General features: G+C 65.7%; 23 protein-coding genes. 7 read left to right on the forward strand and 16 right to left on the reverse strand.

Annotation, left to right across the window (positions count from 1 at the left end; translation table 11 throughout):
• Positions 1–5: 5 nt before the first annotated feature.
• On the reverse strand, positions 6–572 hold the full coding sequence (locus LSQ66_RS19545; protein ID WP_231766853.1) for an outer membrane protein assembly factor BamE: 567 nt from the start codon (positions 570–572) through the stop codon (positions 6–8).
• A 79-nt stretch (positions 573–651) separates the two neighbouring features.
• Between LSQ66_RS19545 and fur the strand changes: the two genes are divergently transcribed.
• Entirely contained in the window at positions 652–1,080 is a 429-nt protein-coding gene (fur, locus tag LSQ66_RS19550; protein WP_231766854.1) for a ferric iron uptake transcriptional regulator, read from the forward strand.
• A 115-nt stretch (positions 1,081–1,195) separates the two neighbouring features.
• Here the strand turns inward: fur and hrcA are convergent, their stop codons facing one another.
• Complete coding sequence (gene hrcA / locus LSQ66_RS19555) at positions 1,196–2,206, reverse strand: heat-inducible transcriptional repressor HrcA (protein ID WP_231766855.1); 1,011 nt, start codon at positions 2,204–2,206, stop codon at positions 1,196–1,198.
• 25 nt (positions 2,207–2,231) lie between these two features.
• Positions 2,232–2,942 (reverse strand): HAD family hydrolase, encoded by a 711-nt coding sequence (locus tag LSQ66_RS19560; protein WP_231766856.1) that lies wholly within the window; start codon positions 2,940–2,942, stop codon positions 2,232–2,234.
• Between the two features lie 120 nt (positions 2,943–3,062).
• On the opposite strand from LSQ66_RS19560, the gene LSQ66_RS19565 reads away from it, so the two are divergent.
• Both LSQ66_RS19565 and LSQ66_RS19570 read left to right on the forward strand, forming a co-directional pair.
• Positions 3,063–3,650: a hypothetical protein gene (locus tag LSQ66_RS19565; protein ID WP_231766857.1), complete on the forward strand. Its 588-nt coding sequence runs from the start codon at positions 3,063–3,065 to the stop codon at positions 3,648–3,650.
• Between the two features lie 20 nt (positions 3,651–3,670).
• Positions 3,671–4,285: a hypothetical protein gene (locus tag LSQ66_RS19570; RefSeq protein ID WP_231766858.1), complete on the forward strand. Its 615-nt coding sequence runs from the start codon at positions 3,671–3,673 to the stop codon at positions 4,283–4,285.
• A gap of 212 nt (positions 4,286–4,497) precedes the next feature.
• On the opposite strand, the gene rsmA is transcribed toward LSQ66_RS19570, so the two are convergent.
• The 4 genes from rsmA to LSQ66_RS19590 are packed head-to-tail and all read right to left on the reverse strand — an operon-like array spanning position 4,498 to position 10,069.
• Entirely contained in the window at positions 4,498–5,265 is a 768-nt protein-coding gene (gene rsmA / locus LSQ66_RS19575; protein ID WP_231766859.1) for a 16S rRNA (adenine(1518)-N(6)/adenine(1519)-N(6))-dimethyltransferase RsmA, read from the reverse strand.
• Complete coding sequence (gene pdxA, locus LSQ66_RS19580; protein ID WP_231766860.1) at positions 5,262–6,356, reverse strand: 4-hydroxythreonine-4-phosphate dehydrogenase PdxA; 1,095 nt, start codon at positions 6,354–6,356, stop codon at positions 5,262–5,264. The genes rsmA and pdxA overlap by 4 nt, the downstream gene beginning before the upstream one ends.
• A 16-nt stretch (positions 6,357–6,372) precedes the next feature.
• A complete protein-coding gene (locus LSQ66_RS19585) occupies positions 6,373–7,758 on the reverse strand; it encodes a peptidylprolyl isomerase (RefSeq protein WP_231766861.1) in 1,386 nt (461 codons plus the stop codon).
• 55 nt (positions 7,759–7,813) lie between these two features.
• Positions 7,814–10,069 carry an LPS-assembly protein LptD gene (locus LSQ66_RS19590; RefSeq protein WP_231766862.1) on the reverse strand — a complete coding sequence of 752 codons (2,256 nt, stop codon included), beginning with the start codon at positions 10,067–10,069 and terminating at the stop codon, positions 7,814–7,816.
• Positions 10,070–10,168: 99 nt separating this feature from the next.
• On the opposite strand from LSQ66_RS19590, the gene LSQ66_RS19595 reads away from it, so the two are divergent.
• The 4 genes from LSQ66_RS19595 to LSQ66_RS19610 are packed head-to-tail and all read left to right on the forward strand — an operon-like array spanning position 10,169 to position 14,391.
• On the forward strand, positions 10,169–11,221 hold the full coding sequence (locus LSQ66_RS19595) for an aminoglycoside phosphotransferase family protein (RefSeq protein WP_231766863.1): 1,053 nt from the start codon (positions 10,169–10,171) through the stop codon (positions 11,219–11,221).
• A 10-nt stretch (positions 11,222–11,231) separates the two neighbouring features.
• A complete protein-coding gene (gene murU / locus LSQ66_RS19600; protein ID WP_231766864.1) occupies positions 11,232–11,939 on the forward strand; it encodes an N-acetylmuramate alpha-1-phosphate uridylyltransferase MurU in 708 nt (235 codons plus the stop codon).
• Entirely contained in the window at positions 11,936–13,267 is a 1,332-nt protein-coding gene (gene pepP, locus LSQ66_RS19605; protein ID WP_231766865.1) for a Xaa-Pro aminopeptidase, read from the forward strand. Before murU ends, pepP begins: the two co-directional genes overlap by 4 nt.
• Positions 13,264–14,391 carry an FAD-dependent monooxygenase gene (locus tag LSQ66_RS19610; RefSeq protein ID WP_231766866.1) on the forward strand — a complete coding sequence of 376 codons (1,128 nt, stop codon included), beginning with the start codon at positions 13,264–13,266 and terminating at the stop codon, positions 14,389–14,391. The genes pepP and LSQ66_RS19610 overlap by 4 nt, the downstream gene beginning before the upstream one ends.
• An 88-nt stretch (positions 14,392–14,479) precedes the next feature.
• On the opposite strand, the gene fucP is transcribed toward LSQ66_RS19610, so the two are convergent.
• The 9 genes from fucP to LSQ66_RS19655 all read right to left on the reverse strand — a co-directional run bounded on the left by fucP (position 14,480) and on the right by LSQ66_RS19655 (position 26,250).
• Positions 14,480–15,766, reverse strand: coding sequence for an L-fucose:H+ symporter permease (gene fucP, locus LSQ66_RS19615; RefSeq protein WP_231766867.1), 1,287 nt, complete (start codon positions 15,764–15,766; stop codon positions 14,480–14,482).
• A 17-nt stretch (positions 15,767–15,783) separates the two neighbouring features.
• Positions 15,784–18,285 carry a glycoside hydrolase family 3 protein gene (locus tag LSQ66_RS19620; protein ID WP_231766868.1) on the reverse strand — a complete coding sequence of 834 codons (2,502 nt, stop codon included), beginning with the start codon at positions 18,283–18,285 and terminating at the stop codon, positions 15,784–15,786.
• 150 nt (positions 18,286–18,435) lie between these two features.
• Positions 18,436–19,791: a GH1 family beta-glucosidase gene (locus tag LSQ66_RS19625; protein WP_231766869.1), complete on the reverse strand. Its 1,356-nt coding sequence runs from the start codon at positions 19,789–19,791 to the stop codon at positions 18,436–18,438.
• Positions 19,778–21,076: a glycoside hydrolase family 5 protein gene (locus tag LSQ66_RS19630; protein ID WP_231766870.1), complete on the reverse strand. Its 1,299-nt coding sequence runs from the start codon at positions 21,074–21,076 to the stop codon at positions 19,778–19,780. Before LSQ66_RS19630 ends, LSQ66_RS19625 begins: the two co-directional genes overlap by 14 nt.
• Before the next feature lie 74 nt (positions 21,077–21,150).
• Positions 21,151–22,164 carry a LacI family DNA-binding transcriptional regulator gene (locus tag LSQ66_RS19635; protein WP_231766871.1) on the reverse strand — a complete coding sequence of 338 codons (1,014 nt, stop codon included), beginning with the start codon at positions 22,162–22,164 and terminating at the stop codon, positions 21,151–21,153.
• 135 nt (positions 22,165–22,299) lie between these two features.
• Complete coding sequence (locus LSQ66_RS19640; RefSeq protein WP_231766872.1) at positions 22,300–23,349, reverse strand: M20/M25/M40 family metallo-hydrolase; 1,050 nt, start codon at positions 23,347–23,349, stop codon at positions 22,300–22,302.
• Between the two features lie 4 nt (positions 23,350–23,353).
• Positions 23,354–24,814: an NAD(P)(+) transhydrogenase (Re/Si-specific) subunit beta gene (locus LSQ66_RS19645; RefSeq protein ID WP_231766873.1), complete on the reverse strand. Its 1,461-nt coding sequence runs from the start codon at positions 24,812–24,814 to the stop codon at positions 23,354–23,356.
• Entirely contained in the window at positions 24,811–25,128 is a 318-nt protein-coding gene (locus LSQ66_RS19650) for a proton-translocating transhydrogenase family protein (RefSeq protein WP_231766874.1), read from the reverse strand. Before LSQ66_RS19650 ends, LSQ66_RS19645 begins: the two co-directional genes overlap by 4 nt.
• 9 nt (positions 25,129–25,137) lie before the next feature.
• Positions 25,138–26,250 carry a Re/Si-specific NAD(P)(+) transhydrogenase subunit alpha gene (locus LSQ66_RS19655; protein WP_231766875.1) on the reverse strand — a complete coding sequence of 371 codons (1,113 nt, stop codon included), beginning with the start codon at positions 26,248–26,250 and terminating at the stop codon, positions 25,138–25,140.
• Positions 26,251–26,398: the final 148 nt, after the last annotated feature.

A 26,398-nucleotide genomic window follows, 5' to 3' on the forward strand; every position in this document is an offset into this window, starting at 1 on the left:
CGTCCTTACTGCTTGATGGGAGGCGTGACCTCCACCGGACGGGCGGCCGCGTTGTCGGTGCCGGCCGGCAGCGGCGCCTTGGTCGCGCCAGTGGTGCCTTCGGCCGCCCGCTTCTGCTCCTTGGCGAACTGCTTCACGGGGCCGGCGATGCGGGCGATGTATTCCTGCTCCGTGGGCAGGTTGCCGCCTTCCCAGCGCGCCACCTTGCCCTCCTTGTCGAAGAACACCACCACATTGGACACGGTCAGCTCGCCGTTGCCCTTGGCCATGCGGAAGGGGTAGTCCCAGCGCTCGGCGTGGAAGATGTCGGCCAGGAGCGGCGTGCCCAGGGTGAAGGCGACCTGCTCGCGCGTCATGCCCTCCTTGAGCTTGGCCAGCATTTCCTGGGACACGAAATTGCCCTGCTGGATGTCGGGGCGGTAGGGCGAGAAGAACCACATGAACTTCTGCAGCTGGGTCACGGTGGTGGTCTGCACGCCCTGGGCCGGGTCGACGGGGGCGGCCGCCTGGGTGGGGCCGCGGCTGGCGCAGCCGGCCAGGACCAGCAGGGAAAGCAAAACGGTGGAGCGCATAAAAGACCTCAATTCGGATTGAGCAGAAGTGCCAAAACGCTATATCATAAAGCACTCCAGCCCAAACCGACTACCAAACATGAGTAACAGCCCCACCGACCTGAAGGCCAGCGGCCTGAAGGCCACCCTGCCGCGCCTGAAGATCCTCGACATTTTCCAGAGCAGCCCGGTGCGCCACCTGACGGCCGAAGACGTCTACAAGATCCTCCTGGCCGACAATATGGACGTGGGCCTGGCCACCGTCTACCGCGTGCTCACCCAGTTCGAGCAGGCGGGCCTCCTGAACCGCAACCACTTCGAGAGCGGCAAGGCGATCTTCGAATTGAACGAAGGCTCCCACCACGACCACCTGGTGTGCCTGGACTGCGGGCGGGTGGAGGAATTCATCGACGAGGACATCGAGCAGCGCCAGCAGCGCATCGCCAGCGAGCGCGGCTTCAAGATCGCCGAACACGCCCTCGCCATCTACGGCAACTGCATCAAGACCAACTGCCCGCACCGCCATTAATAATGAGGGGACGGACCCCTTTAAGAAATTTTTTTGTAACCTGCGGGGACGGACCCCAATTAAGAAACTTTTTCCGCAGAAAAAAGTTTCTTAATTGGGGTCCGTCCCCGCAGGTCTAGCCCTGGCTTAGCGCATTCGACAAGAGCCGCGAGGTGATGTCCACAATGGGAATCACCCGCTCGTAGGCCATGCGGGTGGGCCCGATCACCCCCAGGGTGCCCACGATGCGCCCGTTCTGGGTATAGGGCGCCGTGACCACGCTCATCTCGTCCATCGGCACCAGGGTGGACTCGCCCCCGATATAGATCTGCACCCCCGAGGCCTTGCTCGACACGTCGAGCAGCTGCATGAGCCCCGTCTTCTGCTCGAAGAGGTCGAACATGGCGCGCAGCGAGCTCATGTTCGAGGACAGCTCGTTTACCGACAGCAGGTTGCGCTCGCCCGCGATCACCACATCCTCCGCGCTCTCGGCCATGGCCGCGCTGCCCGCCTCCACCGCCGCCTGCATCAGGCGGCCCATGTCGTCGCGCAGCTGGGCCAGTTCGCTCTGCAGGCGCCCGCGCACCTGCTCGAAGGACAGGCCGCTGTAGTGCTGGTTGATGAAATTGGCCGACTGCTGCAGCTGGGCCGGCGTGTAGTCCACGTCCGTGAGCAGCAGGCGGTTCTGCACATCGCCTCCGGGCGCCACGATGACGAGCAGGATGCGCTTCTCGCCCAGGCGCAGGAACTCGATCTGCTGGAAGGCCGACTCGTGGCGCGGCGCCATCACCACCCCCGCGAACTGGGACAGGGAGGACAGCATCTGCGCCGCGTTGGCGATCAGCTTCTGCGGCGCCTGCGGCTGCAGGCGGGCCTCCACGGCGCGCTCGTCCAGCGGCTGCACCGTCAGCAGGGTGTCGACGAAGATGCGGTAGCCGCGCGGCGTGGGCACGCGGCCGGCCGAGGTGTGGGGGCTGGCCACATAGCCCAGCTCCTCGAGGTCGGCCATGATGTTGCGGATGGTGGCCGGCGACAGGTCCAGGCCGGAAATCTTGGACAGGGCGCGCGAGCCCACGGGCTGGCCGTCCGCGATATAGCGCTCTACCAGCGCTTTGAGCAATGTTTGGGCACGTGTATCGAGTTGCATGATGGGATCCTGCGGTTGACGCCTATTATGCACCCCCGGGGCCGTCCGCGGCCAACTCCTCTTCCAGCCAGGCAATCAGTTCGCTGAAACTGGCCACCACCGCCTCCGGCGCCAGGCCGGGCGGCAGGGGCGCGCCCGTGCGGTTCATCCACACGGCGCGCAGGCCCGCCTGCTGGGCGCCCCGCACGTCCAGCTCCGGGTCGTCGCCCACGTAGACGGCCGCGGCCGGGGCCACCCCGAGGGCGTCGCAGGCGGCCAGGAAGATGGCCGGATCGGGCTTGCCGCGGCCGAAGCGGGCGGCCGCCAGGGATACCGCAAAATGGTGGGCGAGGCCCACGACTTCAAGGTCGGCATTGCCGTTGGAGATGGTGCCCAGGCGCAGGGACTGGCCCAGGTGCAGCAGGCCGGGCAGCACGTCGTCGTAAGGCTGGACGGCGTTGCGGGCGGCCAGGAAATGGCGCATGGCCCCCTCGATGTGGGCCGCGTCCTCGCCCGCCTCGGCGAAGGCGTGCTCCAGGCCGCGCCGCCGCAGGCTGGCCAGGTCGTGCGCCAGCTCGGGCGCCTGCGCCAGCAGGGCCTGGCGGCGCGCGCGCAGGGTGGCGATGTCGAAGGCCTGCGCCACCCGGGGCGCGTGGGCGGCCAGCCAGGCGTGCAGGCTGAGCTCGGCCGCCGCGATCACGGGCGCGATGGGCCACAAGGTATCGTCCAGGTCGAAGAGGATGGCTTGCGGGCGCATGCCCCATTGTCGCACGGTCACAAGCTGTTACAAGGATTTATCGGCCCGCAACTTGCCAAATGCACTAAAATAGGCGCCGATTCGGGCCGCGCGGCGGCCCAGACTGGGAGAAATGGCGATATGAAGAGTAAGTATGTGCGTGCGGGCGCAGGCCTCTTGTGCGCGGCCCTGCTGGCCGCCTGCGGCGGCGGCGGCAATGACAACCTGCTGCTGAGCGGCTCGGTCAGCGGCCTGACCAAGCCCGGCCTGGTGCTGCAGAACGGCGACCAGACGACGACCGTGGGCGCGGGCGCCACCAGCTTCTATTTCCCCAACCTGATCGCCCCGGACAGCCAGTTCGACGTCAAGATCAAGACCGACGCCACGGCCAGCACCTGCACCGTGCACAACGGCAGCGGCAAGGCCAACTACTACAACACGCAAAGCCAGGTGAGCGTGACCTGCGTGACCGACAGCTACCAGCTGGGCGGCACCGTGACGGGCCTGGACGTGAACGGCCTGGTGCTGGCCAACGGCTCGGCCACCGTGCCCCTGACGGCGGGCCAGACCAGCTTCACCTTCAGCACCAAGGTCTTCGACGGCGCCAACTACGGCGTCACCGTGCTGGCCCAGCCGCCCGGCCGCGTCTGCACCGTGAGCAACGGCGTGGGCACCATGCCCTCGGGCGATGTGCTCAACGTTGCCGTCAGCTGCCAGCCTGCCGCCTGAGCGGCCCCTTTGGAGAATTCATGAAAGCCAAGATCCTCATCGCGGCCGCCGCCCTGGGCGCGGCCCTCGTCCTGACCGCCTGCGGCGGCAAGGAAAGCTTCACCGTCGGCGGCGTCTTCGTCACCTATCCCGTGCGCGTGCAGACCTCCGTGCCCAATCCCGGCCTGGTGCTGGCCAACGGCAGCGACACCGTCACGGTGCCGGCCGGCGCCACCAGCTTCAGCTTCCCGAACACCATTTCCTACGGCTCGGAATACCACGTCACCATCAAGAGCCAGCCGCAGCACATGACCTGCACCCCCCTGGACGGGACGGAAAACGGCGCGGCGGGCCACACCCAGACCATCGTCGTGCAGATCAACTGCAACCAGAACACCTACGCCCTGTCGGGCACGGTGACCGGCCTGACGGCGGACGGCCTGACCATCATCAACGGCAGCAACGGCTCGGGCGCCAGCATTCCCAAGGACGCCACCGGCTTCACCTACACCGAGCGCATTCCCGTGGGCGTAGCCTACGGCCTGACGGTGCTGACCCAGCCCACGGGCCTGCAGTGCAGCATCACCAACGGCACGGGCGTGATGGGCGACGCCGACCGCGCCAACATCAGCATCGCCTGCGTGCCCAAGACCTGATATTCACGAAGGGAATGACAGGAATCCGCAGAATAAATTAGACGCATATGCGGCCATGCCGCATACTGCACCTGTCTCCTCCACTTCTGTCAAAGGAAATGGATTCAGCCGGCTCCCAGAGCCGGCTTTTTTTTTGCCTGAGTTTCTTAAAGGGGACAGACGGGGACGCCGAGTCCCCTTTAAGAAAGTTTCTTAAAAGGGTCTGTCCCTAATTAGGAAATATTGGCCAGGGCGACGTAGGCTTCGACGGGGACGGTTTCGGGGCGGGCGCCGGGGTCGATGCCCGCTTCGCGCAGCTGCGCTTCGGTGAACATGCCCGCCAGGCAGTTGCGGATGACCTTGCGGCGCTGGGAGAAGGCCTGCTGCACCACCGCCTCCAGCCGCTTGCCGTCGCAGGCCAGGGGCTGCTCGATCGGGATCATGCGCACGATGGCCGAATCGACCTTGGGCGGCGGGTCGAAGGCGTCCGGCGGCACCACGAACATCAGGGCCATGCGGTAGCGCCACTGCAGCATCACCGACAGGCGGCCGTAGGCCTTGCTGCCCGGCTCGGCCACCATGCGCTCCACCACTTCCTTCTGCAGCATGAAATGCTGGTCCTGCACCAGGGGCGCAATCTCCGCCAGGTGGAACAGCAATGGGCTGGAGATGTTGTAGGGCAGGTTGCCCACCACGCGCAGCTTCTGCCCCGCCGGAACGGGAATGCTGGCGAAATCGAACTTCAGCGCGTCGGCCGAATGGATCGTCAGGCGTTCGCGCGGATAGCGCTTCTCCAGGCGCGCCACCAGGTCGCGGTCCAGCTCCACCACGTGCATCTGCTTCACCGTCTGCAGCAGCAGGTCCGTCATGGCCGCCAGGCCGGGGCCGATTTCCACCATGGCGTCGTCCGGCGCGGGAGCGATGGCGGCGATGATGTCGTGCAGGACGCGCTCGTCCTGGAGGAAGTTCTGGCCGAAGCGTTTGCGGGCGATGTGTTTCATGCGTCTTTCTGTGGTGTGTTGCGGGCCGCATCGGCCATGCGCAGCGCGGCGGCGATGGCCTCTTCCATGCTGCGGCTGTCCGCCAGGCCCAGGCCGCGCGCGGCCAGGTCGAGGGCCGTGCCGTGATCGACCGAGGTGCGGATCAGGGGCAGGCCCAGGGTGATGTTGACGCCCTGGCCGAAGGTGGCGTGTTTCAGCACTGGCAGGCCCTGGTCGTGGTACATGGCCAGCACGCAGTCGGCCTCGCGCAGGTATTTGGGCTGGAAGAGCGTGTCCGCCGGATAGGGGCCGCGCGCATCGATGCCGCGTTCGCGCGCGGCCGCCAGCGCCGGTTCGATCACGTCGATCTCTTCCCGGCCCAGGTAGCCGTTCTCGCCCGCGTGCGGGTTCAGGCCGGCCACCAGGATGCGCGGCGCGGCGATGCCGAATTTGCCGCGCAGGTCGCGCGCGATGATGTCGAGGATCTCGCCCAGGCTCTCGCGCGTGATCGCGGCCGCCACGTCCTTCAGCGGCAGGTGGGTGGTGGCGAGGGCGACGCGCAGCGGCGGCGCGTCCTCCGGGGCGTGCGGCTGGCCTGCCAGCATCATCACCACACGCGGCGTGCCGGTGCGGCCGGCGAAGTATTCGGTGTGGCCGGAGAAGGGAACGCCCGCGTCGTTGATGGTGCTCTTCTGCAGGGGCGCCGTGGCCACGGCCTCGAACCAGCCGGCCTGCACGCCTTCGATGGCGGCGTCCAGGGTGGCCAGCACGGCGCGGCCGTTCTCTTTATTCAGCTGCCCCGGCACCACGTGGGCGGCGAGGGGGATGTCGATGACGCACAGGCGCTCGGGCCCGAAGTGCGGCAGGCCGCCATTGCGCACAGCCTGCAGGGACAGGGCGCTGACGCGGATGGCGGGATCGATCTGCTGGGCCGTCATGGCCAGGAAGGCGGCGTCGCCCAGCAGCACCGCGTTGACCTCGGCGCGGCGCGCCCAGGCCGCGCGCAGGGCGATCTCCGGACCGATGCCGGCCGGCTCGCCCGTGGTGACGGCGATGGTGGGGCGCGTTGCGGGGCGCGCTCCAGGGCGCCGTGCTTGCAGATTGGCGCTCATGAAGCCCGCTCCCGCCTTATTTCAGGTCTTCGCCGCGGTATTCGACGTAGGCGCGGTCGCGCGTCTCGCGCTGGAATTCCTCGGCCGCTTCCACCATCTTGCGCTCGCGCAGGGCCAGGCGGGCCTCGTTACGCTTCTTCTCCTTGGACATGTCGTCGCTCTTGCGCTCCAGGACCTGGATCAGGTGGTAGCCGAAGCTGGTTTCGACGACGCCGCTCACCTGGCCCGGCTGCAGGGCGTTCATCGCCTCCTCGAATTCCGGCAGGGCGTCGCCCGGATACAGCCAGCCCAGGTCACCGCCCTTGGCGGCCGAACCGTCCTGGGAATTCAGGCGGGCCAGCTCCTCGAAGGTGGCGCTCTTGTTGTCCAGGCGCTCCTTGAGTTCGGCCAGGCGGCGCTTGGCGTCGGCCGCAGTCTGGGTCGGCGTCACGCGCAGCAGGATGTGGCGGGCGTGGGTCTGCTGCACGGCGGCCGTGGCCTGGGCTTCGGCCAGGCTGCGCTTGTCCACCAGCTTCAGGATGTAGAAGCCGCCCACGGTCTTCATGGCGGGCGTGGTCTGCCCCGGTTTCAGCTTGCCCAGCGCGTCCGCGAACAGCGGCGGCAGGCGGTCGCTCGGGCGCCAGCCCACGGCGCCGCCCTGCAGCGCGTCCTGGGCGTCGGAATAGGTGGCGGCCATCTTGGCGAAGTCGGCGCCGGTGCGCAGCTGGCGCATGACTTCGTCGGCGCGGGCCTGGCGCTGGGCGATGACTTCGGGCGTCGCGTTCTCTGGAATGCGGATGAAGATCTGCGAGATATTCAGTTCGAACTGCTCCTGCGCCGCCGCTTCCTGGGCCGCCAGGAAGCTGTCCACTTCCCCTTCCGAGATCTGGATCTTGCTGTCCACCTGGCTCTCGCGCAGGCGCTGCATGATGATCTCCTCGCGGATCTCCTCGCGGAAGGCGGCGAAGGTGGTGCCTTCCTTCTCCAGCTGGTTGCGCAGCTGCTGCACATTCATCTTCTGCTGCTCGGCGATGCGGGCGATGGCGCGGTCCAGGATGGTGTCGTCGGCGCGGATGCCCATCTCCTTGGCCAGCTGCAGCTGCGCGCGTTCCACGATCATGCGCTCCAGGATCTGGCGCTGCAGGTCGGAGGCCGAGGGCAGCTGCACCTGCTGCTGCTGCATGCGGCGCACCACCGTGGTGACGCGGTCGCGCAGTTCGCGGCGCGTGATCACATCATCGTTGACCACCACGGCGATCGAGTCGATCTCCTGGTTGGCCGACTGGCCCGGCGGCGTGAAGCCGCCCGCGGTCTGGGGAGCGGCCGCCGGCTGCGCGTTCTGGGCCCAGCTGGCGCTGCCCGCGCCCAGGGCGCACAGCAGGAGGACGGCGAGTTTGATGGAGTGCATACGGGTATTGCGCATATCGGGGACGCTCATGTGTCGGGTGAAAAAGCGAAAGGCGTAGTGTAGCGCGGAATCAGCGGCGGTAGCCCTCGTTCAGGCGCTGATAGCCAGGAATACTGTTTTTCATCACTTCCAGCGCGTTGCCGAAGCCGAAACCGGACAGGCCGTTCAGCTCGAGCTGGACGAAGAACTGGGTGGAAGTCTTGTTCGCGGTGGTGACGAAGCGCTGGGCGCCCATGCGGAACACCCAGCAGTCGCAGTTGTATTCGAGGCCCACCAGGCTTTCCAGCACGCGGTGGTCCTTCAGCGAATAACTGAGGCGGCCCACGCCGAACCAGCGCTGGGACAGCGGCCACTGGGTGGAGAAGTCCGCGTTCTTGAAGCTGTCGCGCACGTAGCGGTAGCCGGCGTTGAAGACCTTCTTCGGGCCCGGCTGGTACTGCATGGTGAGGTTTGAGCTCACCACGCGGCTCTCGCCGGGGCTGTACTGCACGGCGCTGTCCACCGCCCACGTTTCCGAGATGCGGCCCGTTGCCGCCAGCAGGAGGTCGGACTTGCTGTTGCTGACCTTCGCTTTCGGGTCCAGCTGCACGCGCTGGTCGTGGAAGTAGAAGCGCTGGCCGAAGGCCAGGCGCAGGCGCTCGGCGCCCGAGGCTTCCAGGAAGCGCGACACGACGGCGGCCGTGACCTGGTTGGCGTCGCTGATGCGGTCCGAGCCCACGAAGCGGTTCTCGCTGAAGATCTGCGAGAAGTTGAAGGTCGATTCGGCCGTGTCGAAGTTCGGGAAGTCCTTCTGCTCGCGGTAGGGCGTGTACACGTAGAACAGGCGCGGCTCCAGCGTCTGCGTCATGGCGCGGCCGAAGAGCTTCGCCTCGCGCTCGAACTCCAGGCCGGAATCGAGGGAGAAAGTGGGCACGGCGCGGCGCAGGGACTTCGACTCGTCCACGGCGGGCGTGTCGGGGTTGTCGTCCAGCTGGTAGGCGCTGGCGTTGAGCATCAGCTTGGGCGTGACGAAGAAGCTCGGGCCGATGATGGGATAGCTCAGCTGCGGCACGGCCACGAGGCGGTTGCCGCGCGTGAGGTCCGGATGCCAGAAGCGCGTCAATTCGCTGTCCACCTGCCAGTCGAAGCCGCCCACGTCGTAGCGCGCGGCGTGGAAGTTGATGGCGGGCAGGCGGTCGTAGGGGCGCGTCACGAACAGGCTCGGATCGGTGACCGAGTCCGGGTCCTGCAGCACCTGGTACTTCTGCACGCGCGCCGTCAGGCTCCAGTACTCGCCGCGGTAGTCCGTGCGCAGCTCGCGCAGCAGCTGGCGTTCGGCGCTGCTGGCCACCGTTTTCGAGAAGTCGTTCGGGTAGTTGTTGTCCGACGCGGCGCGCAGGTTCCAGCCGTAGCTCCAGTCCTTGGCCAGGGCCTGGGTGTGCGTGGACGTAAGCTGCCAGCGGTCGGTGCCCGTCTTGCGGTCGTGCGCCAGGTACTCGATGAAGCTGCGGCCTTCATAGTAGTTGCCCTCGTCCGTCTCGCCGATGTAGCGGCCCACGGCGCCCACCTGCAGGCCGCGGCGCGAGATGTAGCGCGGCGACACGGTGAGGTCGCGGTTGGGCGCGATATTGAAATAGTAAGGCACCGTCAGCTCCGCGCCGCCGCGCGAGCTGTAGCCCGGCAACGCGGGCAGCCAGCCCGAGCGCCGCGCGCCCGACAGCGAGAAGGACAGCGCGGGCGTGCCGATCAGGGGCACGTCCTTGAAATAGACCACGGTGCCCCCGGCGATGCCCACATCGCGGCCCGTGTCCAGGTTCAGGGTGCTGGAGCGCAGATACCAGTCCGGGTTCGGGCCCTGGCAGGTGCTGTAGGTGCCCTCCACCACGACGGCCTGCTCTTCGCTCAGGAAATCGATGCGCTGCGCCTTGCCTTGCGCATTATTCAATTCCAGCTTGTAGGTGGGGTGCAGCATAAAACCCACACCCGTTTCCGTATTCAGGCGGAACTCGTCGGCCGTGTAATAGTCGCCAAAACGCCAGACGCGCACATTGTTCTTCGCCTCGATTTCCGCTTCCACATTGCGGTAGCAGGCCGATTCGGCGGTGACGCGCATCTTGTCGCGCACGATCTCGACGTCGCGCTCCAGTATCAGTTCGCGCTCCGGGCGGCCGCTGATTTCCTCGGCCTGGATGGTCACCGGCGCCTCCGGGTCCTCGACGCGGGCGGCGGGTTTCTGGGGTCCGGCGGGAAGCTGCTGGGCGTGCGAGGGCACCGCCGAAGCGGCGACCAGTGCGGTCAAGGCGTAAGCCCAGTGCTGCTTGTGTTGGGAGGCCAAAAACCAGCTCATGAAAAGAACGCGTAAAACACCATTGAAGGCGAATTTTTAATTGGAATCCCTTATTATATGGGAATTGTCTCCATCAACCGGATTTCGCAGGCCGTTTTCATGTCTTTATTGTCTAATTTGCCAGCAGGCGCCGCCGATGTTCGCCTGGTCCAGTTGAAAGAATGGCTGCAGAGCACGGGCCTGGTGCAGGCCGACTCCGCCCGCCCCGCCTCGGCCGACGCCAGCTTCCGCCGCTATTTCCGCATCGATGTGCTGCCCGAGCACCAGGCCGCACACGGCCCCACGCTCATCGCCATGGACGCGCCGCCCGAGCGCGAGAACGTGCCTGCCTTCGTGAAGGTGGACGGCATCCTCTCCGCGGCCGGCGTTTCCGTGCCCAAGATCGTGGCCGACGACGTGCCGCGCGGCTTCCTGCTGCTGTCCGACCTGGGCACCACCACCTATCTGCAGGCGCTCAACCACGACAACGCCTCCGCCCTGTACGCCGAGGCCCTGTCGGCCCTGGTGAAGATCCAGCAGCACAGCCAGCCCGGCCAGCTGCCGGAGTTCGACCGCGCCTTCATGCTGCGCGAGCTGAATATCTTCCCCGAGTGGTATATCGCCAAGCACCTCAACACCACGCTGACGGAGGCCCAGTCGGCGGAGCTGAACAAGGTGTTCGACACCATCATCGCCAATTGCCTGGCGCAGCCCCAGGTGACCATGCACCGCGACTACCACTCGCGCAACCTGATGTGGATGGACGAGAACAACCCCGGCATCCTGGACTTCCAGGACGCGGTCTATGGCCCCATCACCTACGACGCGGCCTCCCTGCTGCGCGACGCCTATGTGTCCTGGGACGAGGAGCTGGTGCTGGACTGGGTGATCCGCTACTGGCAGCATGCCAGATCCGTGGGCCTGCCCGTACACAAGGACTTCGACGACTTCTACAAGGACTTCGAATACATGGCCCTGCAGCGCCACCTGAAGATCCTGGGCATCTTCTGCCGCCTGAACTACCGCGACAACAAGCCAATGTACCTGGGCGACCTGCCGACCGTGATGGAGTACGTGCGCAAGACGGCGGGCCGCTACCGCGACCTCAAGCCCCTCCTCAAGCTGCTCGACACGCTGGAGAACGTCCAGCCCCAGGTCGGCTACACCTTCTGAGGACGCCAGCATGAAAGCCATGATTCTCGCCGCCGGCCGCGGCGAACGCATGCGTCCCCTGACGGACAGCTGCCCCAAGCCCCTGCTCAAGGTGCGCGGTCGCCCGCTCATCGAATGGCATGTGCTCAACCTCGTGCGCGCGGGCCTGAAGGACATCGTCATCAACCACGCCCACCTTGGCCACATGATCGAGGAGTACCTGGGCGACGGCAGCCGCTTCGGCGCTTCCATCGCCTATTCCGCCGAGAAGGAAGCCCTGGAAACGGCGGGCGGCATCGCCAACGCCATGCATCTGCTGGGCGATGAGCCCTTCCTCGTGCTCTCCGGCGACATCTACTGCCCGCATTTCGATTTCAGCGAAGCGGTGGGCGTCCTGCACGACAAGGACATGTGGGGCAATGCCTATGCGGCCGACCAGCGCGACATCGCCTGGATCTGGCTCACGCCCAATCCCTGGCACAACCCCAAGGGCGACTTCGCGCTGAACATGTACACCGTGTCCGGCCAGGGCGAGCCCAAATGGAACTTCTCCAACATCGGCGTCTACCGCCCCGAGATGTTCGACGGGATCACGCCGGGCCAGAAGGCGGGCCTGGGCAAGCTCCTATTCGAGTATGCGGACAAGGGCCTGATCGGGGGCGAGATGTACGAAGGCGAATGGGTCAACGTGGGCACCGTGCAGCAGCTCGAACAGCTGAACGCGGCCATGAACGCATGAAGCCATATGCCGAGCGGCGCGCCCGCCTGCTGGCGCAGATGGAGAGAGGCAGCGTTGCCGTCCTCCCCACCGCACCCGAAGTGCTGCGCAACGGCGACAGCGACTACCCCTACCGCTTCGACAGCAGCTTTCATTACCTGAGCGGCTTCGGGGAACCGGAAGCGGTGCTGGTGCTGGTGGCCGAACGCGGCGACGCGCCTGCGCACAGTATCCTCTTCTGCCGCGAAAAGAACGAAGAACGCGAAATCTGGGACGGCTTCCGGCATGGTCCGGATGCGGCGCGCGAAGCCTTCGGCTTCGACATCGCCCATCCCATCGCCGCGCTGGACGAGCAGATGGCGCAGCTGCTGGCCAACGCCACCACCCTCTACTGCCCCATGGGCCGCAACGCCGCCCAGGACGCGCAGGTGCGCGGCTGGCTGGAGAGCGTGCGCAAGCAGGCCCGCAGCGGCGTTGTGCCGCCCTCCTCCCTGCGCGATGTGCTGCCCATGATCGAGGAAATGCGCCTGCTGAAGGACGCCACCGAGCAGGCCATCATGCTGCGCGCGGGCCAGATTTCCGGCGCGGCCCATGCACGCGCCATGCGCGCCACGCGGCCCGGAAAATTCGAATACGAGATCGAAGCCGAGCTGCTTTACGAATTCCGCCGCAACGGTGCCCAGTTCCCGGCCTACACGCCCATCGTGGCCTCGGGCGCCAACAGCTGCATCCTGCACTACAACGCCAACAACCGCCGCATGCAGGATGGCGAACTGGTTCTGATCGACGCAGGCTGCGAGCTCGATGGCTACGCATCCGACATCACGCGCACCTTCCCCGTCAACGGCCGCTTCAGCGGACCGCAACGCGACCTGTACGAACTGGTGCTGGCAGCGCAGAAGGCGGCGCTGGACGCCATCCAGCCCGGCAAGCCCTACTCCGCCATGCACGACGCGGCCTTGCGCGTGCTGGCCCAGGGCATGCTCGACTTCGGCCTGGTCGACCGCAATCTCTCGGCCACGGTGGACGACGTCATCACCAACAAGCGACACCTGCGCTTCTACATGCACGGCACCGGCCACTGGCTGGGCATGGACGTGCATGACACGGGCGCCTACCGCGACGTGACGCAGGCCGAGCGCCCATCGCGCCCCCTGCAGCCAGGCATGGCCGTCACGGTGGAGCCGGGCATCTATGTTCGTCCGGCGGAAGGCGTGCCTGAGGCGTTCTGGAACATCGGCATCCGCATCGAAGACGACATCGTCGTTGCGCCGGACGGCTATCAGCTGCTCACCGGTTCCGCCCCGAAAACGGTAGCCGATATCGAAGCGCTGATGCGCGAAGCATGATGCCCGATTACGACATCGCCATCTGCGGCGCCGGACCGGCCGGCATGGCGCTGGCGGCGCTGCTGGCGCGGCGCGGCGTGAAGCCCGGGCGCATTGTGCTCATCGATGCACGCACCCTGGAACAGGCCAGCGCCGATCCGCGCACCCTGGCCCTGTCCTATGGCAGCCAGCAGATCCTCGAACAGATCGGCGCCTGGCCCCTGCCATCCACGAGCATCCACGAGATCCACGTATCGCGGCGCGGCCAGTTTGGACGCAGCATGATCACGCGCGAGGACGAAGGCGTCCCCGCGCTGGGCCATGTGGCGCGCTACGGCGGCATCGTCACGGCGCTGGGCCGCGTCTGCGAACAGCTGGGAGTGCGCTCGCTCCGGCCCGCACGCGTCAGCGGCATCGAAGAGCAGCAGGACCATGTGCAGCTCACGCTCGAAGGCCAGCCTCCCATCACGGCCGCGATTGCGGTGCAGGCCGAAGGAGGCCTGTTCGGCGAGCAGGGCGCAAAGGCAGTGCAGCGCGACTACCGCCAGACGGCGATCATCGCCCAGGTGACCTCCAGCGCCCCGGTGGCGCACCGCGCCTACGAACGCTTCACGCACGAAGGCCCATTGGCCCTGCTGCCGCAGGACGAAGGCTATTCGATGGTGTGGTGCATGCGCCCCGCCACGGCGGACGCGGTACTCGCACTGGACGACGAAGAATTCCTCAACCGCCTGGAAGAAACGTTCGGCGGACGCGTAGGCCGCTTCACCTCCGCCTCGCGCCGCCTTGCCTTCCCGCTCGGCCTGAATGCAGGCGTGACGGACAGCGCGCGGATCACGGCCATCGGCAATGCCGCGCAAACCCTGCACCCCGTGGCGGGCCAGGGCCTGAATCTCGGCCTGCGCGACGCGGTGGTGCTGGCGCGCCTGCTGGCGCAGGATGCCACGCCCGGGCGCCTGGCCGAATACCAGACCCTGCGCCGCCGCGACCGCGACATGACGGTGCGCCTGACGGACACCATGGCGCGCATCTTCGCCAACGACAGTCCCGTGCAAGGCCTGCTCGGCCTCACCCTCGCCGCCATCGACCTCGCCAGCCCCGCCCGCAGCCTGCTGGCCGAGCTGATGATGTACGGCCGCCGATAAAAATTACTTAAATGGGGACAGACCCCTTTAAGAAATATTTCGCCCTACGAAGTATTTCTTAAAGGGGTCTGTCCCCTATTAAGCAATTTTATTGCTTGTGAAGGTTGGCGTACTTCAGGCCGAAGTAGAGGATGAAGGCGTAGCAGGCGGCCGGAACGAAGAAGGACACCTGCAGGCCGATGCTGTCGGCCAGCGCTCCCTGCACGAAGGGCACCAGTGCGCCGCCCACGATTGCCATGCACAGCAGGCCGGAGGCCTGGCCCGTCTGGCGCCCCAGCCCATGCAGCGACATGCTGAAGATAGTCGGGAACATGATGGAGTTGCACAGGCCGACGGCGAGAATCGCCCACATGGCCACATGCCCGCTGCCGAAGACCGCAACCAGGATCAGCGCAATGCTGCATGCGGCGTTGAAGGCCAGCGCCTTGCCCGGGCTGACCGTGCGCATGACGGCGAAACCGATGAAGCGGCCCACCATCGCGCCACCCCAGTAGAGGCTCACGTAGTGCGCCGCGTCCGCAGCGGCGAGACCGGCGATGTGGGCCTCGCCCATGTAGTTGATCAGGAAGCTGCCGATGCTTACCTCGCCGCCAACGTAGACGAAGATGCCGATCGTGCCCAGTACCAGGTGCTTGTGGCGGAACAGTGCGCCGAAGGATTCGCCGCTGGAGCTCCCGTCCGCGCTGGCGCCGCTCAGTTTCGGCAGGCGCGCCATGGCGAAGAGAACGGCCAGCAGCAGAAGGGCTCCGGCCAGCGCCAGGTACGGCCCCTGGACGCTCGCCGCTTGCGCCGCGCGATAGCCTTCCTGCTGTGCCGCCGTCATGGCCGCCAGTTCGTCCGCGCCGCGCATGGCGCCTGCGAGGATCAGCATGCCGCCTACCGCAGGTGCGATCGTGGTGCCGAGGGAGTTGAAGGCCTGTGTCAGCGTCAGACGGCTGGATGCCGTGCGCGGGTCGCCCAGCACCGTCACATAGGGGTTTGCAGCCACCTGCAGGATGGTGATGCCCGCCGCCAGCACGAAGAAGGCGAAGAGGAAGAGGCCATAGCCTGCCTGCGCCGCCGGGTAGAACATGGCGCAGCCGAAGGCGGCAATGACGAGGCCCGTCACGGCGCCCATCTGGTAGCCGATGCGGCGGATCAGCATGCCCGCCGGGATCGATACGATGAAGTAGGCGCCGAAGAAGCAGAACTGCACGAGCATCGCCTGCACATAGCTCAGGGTGTAGATGGCCTTCAGGTGCGGAATCAGCACGTCATTCAGCGCCGTGAGCGCGCCCCACATGAAGAAGAGGATGGTGATGATGACCAGCGGCCCGGTATTGGACTGTCCAGCCACGCCCTGCGGCATGGCGTTCGCCTGCGAGTAGTGTTCCATGTCTCTCTTCCTCTTCTTTAGTTATTGCAGCTCAGCGTGTCTTTGTCGCCCGCCACGCCGCCCGTCACCTGGATGTTGGCGAATGCCGCCACCAGGCCGCCCTGTGCGCTCACCTTGAACGGGGTATCGATCTTTTTCAGGTCCGCGCCCTTCGCGATGAAGCAGGAGAGCGGAATCTTGACGGTTTTCTTGCCCTGCCCCGCCAGTCGCGCGAACTCGCTCGACATGTCGATGGACGCAGGCCCCATCGCCACCTCTACCGGGCCTTGCGGCGCCGCGGTCACGATGGTGTCGAAGGATAGCACGCCGTCCTTCGCCGCATACGCGGGAATGGCATAGGCCTTCTTGCCGTGCGCCTCGATGCTCCCCGCGCCGGTCCAGGTCACGCGCTTGGCGTCCTGCTGGGTATTGACCTGGGCCGTTTCCACTTTTATCGTCGGCAGGGTGTGCACCGTGTTCAGGTCGGAGCCCAACGCGCGGCGCTCGCCGCCGCTGTTCACGTAAAGCGGGAAGGTGGCGCGGTCGGACTGGTTGTGCAGAGGGTAGGAGGTGGTGTTGCCGCAGCCCGCAGTCTGCGTGTCCACCGGCAGCTGGCCGACTTTGCTGGCCTTGCCGTAGCCGAGGCCATAGCCATAGGCGAACAGCGGCGCGTAGTTCCTGTCGCCGACATTGAGCGGCGTCTGGCAGGGCTCCTTCGGCCAGGAGAAGGAGAGCTTGCCGTGGAAGGGCGCGTTGACCTTGCCGTTCGCCGCTCGTACCAGCACATCGGCCACGCCCTTGCCTTCCGAGCCAGGGAGCCATGCGGCCACGAAGCTGTCCGACAGGTTGAGCAGATCGTTGGTGTAGAGGGGTCGGCCGGAGAGGAACACCGTCACCACCGGCTTGCCTTTTCCAGCCACGGCCTGCAGCACGGCCAAGTCGTCCGGGTAGCGCGTGCTGTGGCGCAGGTTGCCCGCCGGGCCGATGTCGCCGTCGCCTTCCGCATAGGGGTGCTCACCGATCACCGCGACCACGGCGTCGTATTTGCTCACGTCCACGCCTGCCGCGTCGGCACTGAAGTTCACGTTGGCTTCGCCCAGCGCGTCGCGCAGGCCCGCCAAAATGGTGTCTCCGTTCGGGAAGTCCTTGTTGGTGTTGGCGGTGCCTTGCCACGTCAGCGTCCAGCCGCCCGTCTGGTCCATCATGCTGTTGGCGCTCTTGCCGACCACGAGGACCTTCCTGCCGCGCGCCAGCGGCAGCGTGTTGGCGTCGTTCTTCAGCAGCACCAGCGATTCCTGCACCAGCTTGCGCGCCAGCGCGCGCGACTGCATCGCTTCCATCTTGCCCGCGTAGGCCGAGTCGGAAGGCTTCTTCATGTTGGCGCGCAGCTTGACGCGGATGATTCGGGTCACGGCATCGTCGATGCGTGCCATGGGAATCTGTCCGGATTTCACCTGCGCGATGGTGTTGGCGATGAAGCCTTTCCAGTCGTCCGGCACCATCACCATGTCGATGCCCGCGTTGATGGCCTGGGCGCAGCTGTCCTTGGCGCAGCCGGGCACTTCTTCAATGGCGTTCCAGTCGGAGACCACGAAGCCGTCGAAGCCCATCTTCTCCTTCAGCGCGGACGTCAGCAGCGCATGGCTGCCGTGCATCTTGCCGAAGCTGGTGCCTGCCTTGGGGTCGGTGACGCTGCTGAAGGAGGCCATCACGGTCTGGGCGCCCGCTTCGAGCGCCGGGTAGTAGCCCGCGCCGTGCATGTTGATCAGGTCTTTCAGCGTGCCGGTGGTGCTGCCGCGGTCCTTGCCTTCAGCCGTGCCGCCATCGCCCAGCCAGTGCTTGGCCGTGGCGACCACGGTGGCGTCGTCCTTCAGGTTGCCCTGCAGGCCCTTCACATAGACTGCCGCGTAGTCGGCCACGATGGAGGGGTCTTCGGAGAAGCTCTCGTAGGTGCGCCCCCAGCGATCGTCCCTCACCACGGCCAGCGTGGGCGCGAACACCCAGTTGATGCCAGTGGCGCGCACCGCCTTCGCAACGGCTTCCGCCATCTGGCCCACGCCCGCGCGGTCGCGCGCGGCGCCAAGGCCGATGTTGTGCGGGAAGAGCGTGGCGCCGTACACATTGCTGTTGCCGTGCATGGCGTCGATGCCCCAGATGACGGGCACCTTGTGCTTCATGTCCGTGGACATGGACGCTTCGTAGTAGCGGTCCGCCAGCGCCACCCAGTCCTGCGGTGATGCATACTTATTGTTGTTCGGCCAGCTGCCCCCGCCATTCAGCACGGAGCCGAGGTAGTACTTGCGCACGTCGTCCGGCGTGGCGGCCTTGATTTCGGGCTGGGTCATCTGCCCGATCTTCTGCTCCAGCGTCATGCTGGCAACGATTTCCTTGACGCGCGCCTCGAGCGCGGCGTCTTGCTTCACCGCGCTCGTAATGTGTGGCCAGTCGTTGAGGGGCGCTTTCGCTGGGGCGGCGAAAGCGCTTGCGGCGCAGAGCAGCTGGACTGCGGCTGCGAGAGCGGTGAGGGGGCGGCGGGTCAAGGTCGTGTCTCCGACTGTGGTTGGTGGTCGACTGGGTTTCCGGGGACAGACGGGGGCGCCGAGCCACCGTGCGGGGTCTGTCCCCTCTGTTCTCAAAATTGGAAACGTTACCAATTTTGATCGCCATTATTTGGCGGGACGATTTTTTTGTCAACGAGTTCCTTTGAGGAGGGCGCGATACCATTGGCCGCTCTGCTTCAGGGTGCGTTGCTGGGTGGCGAAGTCCACGTAGGCCAGGCCGAAACGGCGGATATAGCCTTCGGCCCACTCGAAGTTGTCCAGCAGGCTCCAGGCGAAATAGCCTTTTACCGGCACGCCCTGCCGCATGGCTTCACGCATCGCCGCAAGGTGGCGCTGGAGATAGGACAGGCGCTGCGGGTCCTGCACCGTGCCGTCCGGTCCTGGCACGTCTTCGTAGCTGGATCCATTCTCGGTAACATAGACCTCCTGGGCGCCGTAGTCGCGGCGGATGCGCACCAGCAGGTCCGTCAGGCCTTCCGGCGCCACCTGCCAGCCGAAAGCCGTGCGCTCGACACCTTCCGGATGCACGATGCGGCCGTGCAGCGGCCCGTGGCCTGGCGCGTCCGCGATCACTTCGGGGAAGTAGTAGTTCAGGCCCACGAAGTCGGTCTTGCGGGCGATGGCTTCCAGGTCGCCGGCTTCCATTTTCGGCGCGTCGGCGCCCATCAGCGCCAGCGTGTCGGCGGGATAGCCTTTGCCGTACAGGGGGTCCAGGTACCAGCGGTTGCGCAGGCCGTCGTGGCGCTGCGCGGCGGCCTTGTCTTCCGCGCTGTCCGACGCGGCGTAGGTCGGGTGCAGGCTTAGTGCGATGCCTACGCGCGCATCGGGCACGTTGCGGCGGATGATGGGCAGGGCCAGGCCGTGCGACGCCAGCACATTGTGGCTGCACTGCACGGCGGTGCGGAAGTCCTTCATGCCTGGGGCATGCATGCCGTCCCAGTAGCCGTGCATGGCCGTGCACCATGGTTCGTTGTGCGTGATCCAGTGCCTGACGCGGCTGCCGAGGCGGCGCGTCATGAGGTCCACGTATTCGAGATAGGCGTTGACCGTGCTGCGCACGGCCCAGCCGCCCTGCTCCTGCAGCACCTGCGGCAGGTCCCAGTGGTAGAGCGTGATCCACGGTTCGATGCCGCGCTCCAGCAGGCCGTCCACCAGCTTCTCGTAGAAGGCGATGCCTTCCTCATTGGGCGTTTTGCCGTCGCCATAGATGCGCGGCCAGGCGATGGAGAAGCGGTAGGCGTTGGCGCCCATGTCCTTCAGCATGTCCAGGTCCTGCGGCCAGCGGTGGTAGTGGTCGCAGGCTACGGCGCCGCTGGAGCCGTCGCGGATCTTGCCGGGCTGGGTGCAGAAGCGGTCCCAGATCGATTCCACCCGCCCGCCTTCGTGGACGGCGCCTTCGATCTGGTAGGACGAGGTGGCGCAGCCCCAGAGGAAGTCCGCACCGAAATCGCTGCGCTGGAGGTCTTGGTCTTTATTGGATGTCATTGATGTTCCGTGGAGAAGTGCTGGTGAGCCAGCGTTGCAGCGGCTCGTGGATTTCGTATTGCTGGGTGCCGAAGGAACGGAACAGGGTTTCGATATCTGCCAGCGGTGCGGTCGTGAAATCGATTTCCGGTACAGGCGCAATAGGAGCGTTGGTGACCATGCCCCAGATGCCTTCGCCATGCCCGCCCTTCCGGGTGACGACTTTCCAGGACCATGCGGTGGCCGCCCAGCCAAGCTTCGCGTAGGTGTCGAAGGAAGCGCGCGCCACCTGCCCGCCGCGCTCCAGCCCGAGGAAGGCATAGGGCTGCATCTCGCCCACGAAGAAGGCGGTGTCGAGGCGCTTCAGGCGTTCGTCCCAGGCGCAGACCGTGTCGCCGCCGCTGGCATCGCAGGTGAGCCACTTGCGGTGTACTTCCACGCCCGGCTTGGCCCAGCCGAAGTGCCCCGGATAAGGGTGCATTTCGAAGGCGACGTTGCGCATGCCGTAGTCCGAAGGCTTGCCGTAAGCGTCGATGCCCTTCACATGGCCCGGCAGGATGATGACGTGGTTCGGGTCGGCCGCGCGCACGGCCGCATACAGCTTGCGCATCACGGCGGCCATGTTCTCGGGCGTGGTGCCCCAGGGTTCGTTCAGGATGCTGTATCCCGCCACCGTGCCGCGGTCCTTGTAGCGCGTGGCCACCTGCTGCCACAGCCACTCGGTGCGCGACTGGTAGTCCGCATTGGTCCAGTACTCATTCCGGTTGGCGCAGCCGCTGTGGTGTTCATGCCCCTGGCTGCCCACGGCGCCGTGCAGGTCGAGAATGACGTACATGCCGCGCGCCTCGGCCTGCGCAATCGCCCAGTCCAGGTAGTGCCAGGCGTCGGCACGCAGCTGGCGCGGGCGGTATTCGTCCTCCACCACGCTGTAGATGAAGGGCAGGCGCACCACGTTCAGGCCATGCTGTTTCATCAGGTCCCAATCGCGGCTGGTGATCCAGTTATCGCGGAAGAGCTTCATCAGCCGTTCGCGTTCGGCGTGGCCGAAGCGCTTGTCCAGCACCGCCTCCAGCTTGCACTGGTCGTCGATGCCCGCCGAACCCTGCTCCATCATCCAGAACTCATTGAGCAGCCAGTTGCCGAGATTGACGCCGCGCAGGGTAACGGGCTGCTGCTGCGCATTCAGCCAGCGCGTGCCTTCCGTATGGATCATCGAAAGGCCTTGCGGCGCGGGCTCGCGCACCGACGCACAGGCCGCGAGCACCGGAAGCGCGGCGAAGAGCATCAGGCGTATCAATCTGTGCATTTCCATCTCCTTTTTGGAAAGCTTTCCATATACGGCATTTATAAAGGCATGCCGAAAACGCATGCCTTGTTTTCTTACTTGCGCGCTGCTTCGGCCAGCGAGGCGCGGTGCGTCACGCTGACAGGGTACTGCCTCGATACCGGCCGCTCCCCGCCGTAGCAGCGGTTCAGCAGCGAATTCAGTCCGCTCAGCGTCACGTCGCGCCAGGGCACATGCACGGAGGTCAGGCGCGGCGCGGTGAATTCCGCGCTCGGCGTATCGTCGTAGCCCAGTACCGATACCTGCTGCGGCACGGCGATGCCCGCCTGCTGGAAGTACGACAGCGCACCCACCGCCATTTCGTCGTTGGCGCACCAGACGGCCGTGAATTCATAGCCCGATTTGTGCAGCTCCTCGGCGCAGGCCCAGCCGCCTTCGGGCGAGAAGTCGCTCTCCGCGATCCAAAGCACCTTGGGATCGATGCCGCAGCGCTGGAGTTCGGCCATGAAGCCGCTGATGCGGTCCACGTTGTCCGGCGCGCTGGAAGGACCGGCGATCACGGCGATCTTGCTGTGCTTGTGCGCCAGCAGGGCAGCCGCGGCCAGCGCCCCGCCCTGGCGGTGGTCCACATAGAAGCACTGTTCGCTCTGGCCGTTGGCGTTGTGGTTCACCGCCACCATTTTCCAGCCGCGCGCCGTGAATGCTTCGATATCGCTGTTCAGGAGCGCGGTGCTCATGGTGATGATGCCGTCGCAGCCGCGCTGCATGAGGAATTCGATGCCTTCGATGGCCTGGCCGCGCGCGTCGCCCTGGCCGGAGCCGAAAGCCACCACCATGTGCATGCCGTTGGCGCGCAGTTCGGCGTCCACCAGCTGCAGAATGGGGGTATAGAAGGTGCCTTTCAGGATGGGGATGTACACGCCGATCATCTGCGTGGTGCCCGACAGCAGGGAGCGCGCCGCATGCGAAGGCCGGAAGTCGAGCTCCTCGATCGCCTTGCGCACCTTGGCCAGCGTGGCCGGGGAGACCGCGCCTTTGCCGCTGACGACGCGCGAAGCGGTGCCGAGGCCTACGCCAGCCAGTCGGGCCACATCTTTGATGGTTGCCAAGGTTCTAACGCCTTATTCAGTCTGAGATTGCGCAAGGATACTGCAAAGCCCCGCCCACTGGGTCGGCTATGCCATATGGAAACGTTACCATATATCTGCCGGGACTATAGCACAACGCCCGGCCAATGCAAGCGCTCAGCGGGCTGCCGCAACCTGGGCGATGGTATCCAGGTTGCGGTCCAGGGACATGGCCAGTCCGGTGAGCATCTGCGTCACGCTGGCGAAGAAGGCCGGGTTGATGCGGGCGAAAGTGTCGCTCGGCGCGTGATAGTCCTCGTGGTCAGCCACGCCGAAGTAGAGGAAGGGGATGCCCGCCTTGTGGAAGGCTCCATGATCGGAGCTGGAGGTCCAGTCCTCCACCGATCCTGCCAGCAGCTGCGGGCGGTCATGCCCCGCCGTCACGTGCACCGACGTGGCGGCTGCCGACTGCTCCACCAGGGGTTTCAGGAAGGGGTAGTGGTGGGTGCCCGCGACGAAGATCTGGTTGTCGTTATTGTGGGCGATCATGTCGAAGTTCAGGTTCATCGCAACCTGCTCCTTCGGCACCGGCAACCTCGCAACGAAGGCATTGGCGCCTTCAAGACCCAGCTCCTCGGCATCGAAAGCGGCGAAGATAATGGAATGCTGCGGCGGATTGGCCTTGAACCGGGCTGCCAGCGCCAGCATGGCAGCCACTCCAGATGCGTTGTCGTCCGCGCCGGGATAGAGCTTGCCGTTGCGGATGCCGAGGTGATCGTAGTGCGCCGAGATCACCAGGTAGCGGTCCGGCGCCGCCGTGCCCCGCACATAGCCGACAATATTCGTGGCGTCGTTATAGGCCGTTTCGTAAGGGCGCCCTGGCGTCACCAGGCCCTTGATGCTGCGGTGCTTGAAGGTGAAGGGCTGGCGGAAGCTGCCGCCGAAGGGCTGCAGGCCGAGCGCGGCGAAGCGCTGCTCGATCAGCGCCTGCGCCTTGCGGTTGCCTGGTGTGCCTGTCCTGCGCCCTTCGTATTCGGGCGAGGACAGGATACGCACATCCTCCAGCAGGGCTGCGCGCTCGGCGGCCGACATGGGCGCGGGCGGCTGCGATGCCGAGGGCATCGGCACCGAAATCCGCTTCGCTTCCAGATAGCTGGCCCCGTTGAACCAGGCTGCGATCAGGGCCACCACAATCAGCCCGCGCACAATACGCCGCTTCATTGCCATGCTCTTACTCCGCCGCCTTCACCATGTCTTCAATGACTTTCTTCGCATCGCCGAAGACCATCATGGTCTTGTCCATGTAGAAGAGCTCATTGTCCAGGCCTGCGTAGCCGGCCGCCATCGAGCGCTTGTTGACGATGACGGTCTTGGCCTTGTAGGCCTCCAGGATGGGCATCCCCGCGATGGGCGACTTCGGATCCTTCGCTGCCGGGTTCACCACGTCGTTCGCGCCAAGCACGAGCACCACGTCGGCCTGGCCGAACTCGCTGTTGATGTCTTCCATCTCGAACACCTGGTCGTATGGCACCTCGGCTTCGGCGAGCAGCACGTTCATGTGGCCCGGCATGCGGCCCGCCACGGGGTGGATCGCGTACTTGACCGTTACACCATGCTCGGTGAGCTTCTCCACCAGTTCCTTCAGCGCGTGCTGGGCGCGTGCCACTGCCAGGCCGTAGCCCGGAACGATGATGACGGTTTCCGCATTGCTCATCAGGAAGGCCGCATCGTCCGCCGAGCCGGATTTGACGGGACGCTGCTGCTGCGCGCCGCCGGTGCTGGCAGAGGAAGCCTCGCCGCCGAAGCCGCCCAGGATCACGTTGAAGAAGGAGCGGTTCATGGCCTTGCACATGATGTAGCTCAGGATCGCGCCCGAGCTGCCCACCAGCGAACCGGCGATGATCAGCATGGAGTTATTCAGCGAGAAGCCGATACCTGCCGCCGCCCAGCCGGAATAGCTGTTCAGCATGGACACCACCACCGGCATGTCCGCACCGCCGATGGGAATGATGATCAGCACACCGAGCACGAAGGCGATGGCCGTCATGAGCAGGAAAGGCGTCCATGCCGGCTCCACGCCGCCGCTGAAAACGAAGGCCAGGCCCAACGCGATCATCACCAGCGCCAGCACCAGGTTCAGGATGTGCTGGCCGCTGAAGACCACGGGCGCACCCTGGAACAGGCGAAACTTGTATTTGCCCGCCAGCTTGCCGAAGGCGATCACCGAGCCGCTGAAGGTGATGGCGCCCACGAAGGTGCCGATAAAGAGTTCGATACGGTTACCGATGGGCAGAGCCTCGCCCACGGCGGCGATATTGAAGGCATGCGGCTCCGAAACCGCCGCCACGGCGATGCAGACAGCGGCGAGGCCGATGAGCGAGTGCATGGCCGCCACCAGTTCCGGCATCTTGGTCATTTCAACCTTCTTCGCCAGGTAGGCGCCGATGGCGCCGCCCACCACCACGCCGAGGGCCACCAGGCCAAGGCCAATGCCGCCGCCCGCCGCCGCTTCCGATTTGAGCTTCAGGATCAGCGCAATAGTGGTCACGAAGGCGATGGCCATGCCGGTCATACCGAAGGCATTGCCCTTGCGCGCCGTGGCGGGCGAGGAAAGGCCTTTCAGCGCCTGGATAAAGCACACGGACGCTATCAGATACAGCATCGTCACCAGGTTCATGGAAATGAAGCTCATTGCTTGCCCCCTTCCTTGGCGCCCTTGCCTTCCTTCTTCTTGAACATCTCCAGCATGCGCTGGGTGACGAGGAAGCCGCCGAAGACGTTGACGGCCGCCAGCGCCACGGCGACCGTGCCCGCGACCTGTCCCACGACGCCATCCGTCAGGCCCGCCGCCAGCATGGCGCCGACGATGATGATGGCCGATACCGCATTCGTCACCGCCATGAGCGGCGTGTGCAGCGCAGGCGTAACGTTCCAGACCACGTGGTAGCCGACGTAAATCGCCAGCACGAAAATAATCAGGTTGATGATGGTGTGGCTGACTTCCATATGTCTCTCCTATTTGCGCAGCACTTCGCCAGCGTGGGCGACGAGGGTGGCCTTGATGATTTCGTCTTCGCGGTCGATCAGCAGCTTGTCTTCTTTGTCGATCACCAGCTTGAGGAAGTCCAGCACATTGCGCGCGTACAGCGCGGACGCATCGGCCGCCACCTGGCAGGCCAGGTTCGGTTCGCCGACGATGTAGACGCCATGCTTCACCACCGTCTTGCCCAGTTCGGAGAGCGGGCAGTTGCCGCCCTGCTCCACCGCCAGGTCCACGATGACGGAGCCCGGCTTCATGGCCTTCACGGTTTCCTCCGAGATCAACACCGGCGCGGGGCGGCCGGGGATGAGGGCGGTGGTGATGACGATATCGGCCAGCTTGGCGCGTTCGTGCACCAGCTCCGCCTGGCGGCGCATCCAGTCCGCAGGCATGGGACGCGCGTAGCCGCCCACGCCCTGCGCGATTTCCTTCTCCTCGTCCGTGAGGAAGGGCACGTCGATGAATTTCGCGCCGAGCGACTCCACCTGCTCCTTCACCGGCGGGCGCACATCGGAAGCTTCGATCACGGCGCCCAGGCGCTTGGCCGTGGCAATGGCCTGCAGGCCCGCCACGCCCACACCCATGATCAGCACACGCGCGGCCTTCACCGTGCCCGCTGCAGTCATCAGCATGGGCATGAAGCGCTGATAGGTGTTCGCAGCCACCATCACGGCCTTGTAGCCCGCGATATTGGCCTGGGATGACAGCACGTCCATGGACTGAGCGCGCGTAATGCGCGGCACGGCCTCCAGCGCAAAGGCGGAGAGGCCCGAGGCAGCCATGGCGACGATGGTTTCCGCGTCGAAGGGGTTGAGCATGCCGATCACCACACTGCCCGGCTTCATCTGCGCGCGCTCGGCGGCATCGGGCGCCCGCACCTTCAGCACCATCTCGGCGCCCAGTGCATCGGCCGCGCTGCCGATGGTGGCGCCTGCGGCGGCATAGGCGTCATCCGTGATGGATGCCGCCAGCCCTGCGCCCGACTGCACGACGATGGTGTGCTTCCCGGCCAGCTTCTTGACGGTTTCCGGCGTGGCTGCAACTCGGGTCTCCCCCGGCCTGGTCTCGGCCGGAACGCCTATTCTCATAAGTGCCTCCAAAAATGTGGATAAACTGGCTAAAATCTAACATGGATTCATAAAAGCCAACATTTTATGTTTGCAACATTTGGAAGAATCCCACACCCGCCGGGGCGGGTCCGGTGCGCTCAGCCGGAACAGGCTAAAATAGCGCCTC

This window comes from Massilia endophytica (assembly GCF_021165955.1).
GTDB lineage: Bacteria > Pseudomonadota > Gammaproteobacteria > Burkholderiales > Burkholderiaceae_D > Rugamonas > Rugamonas endophytica.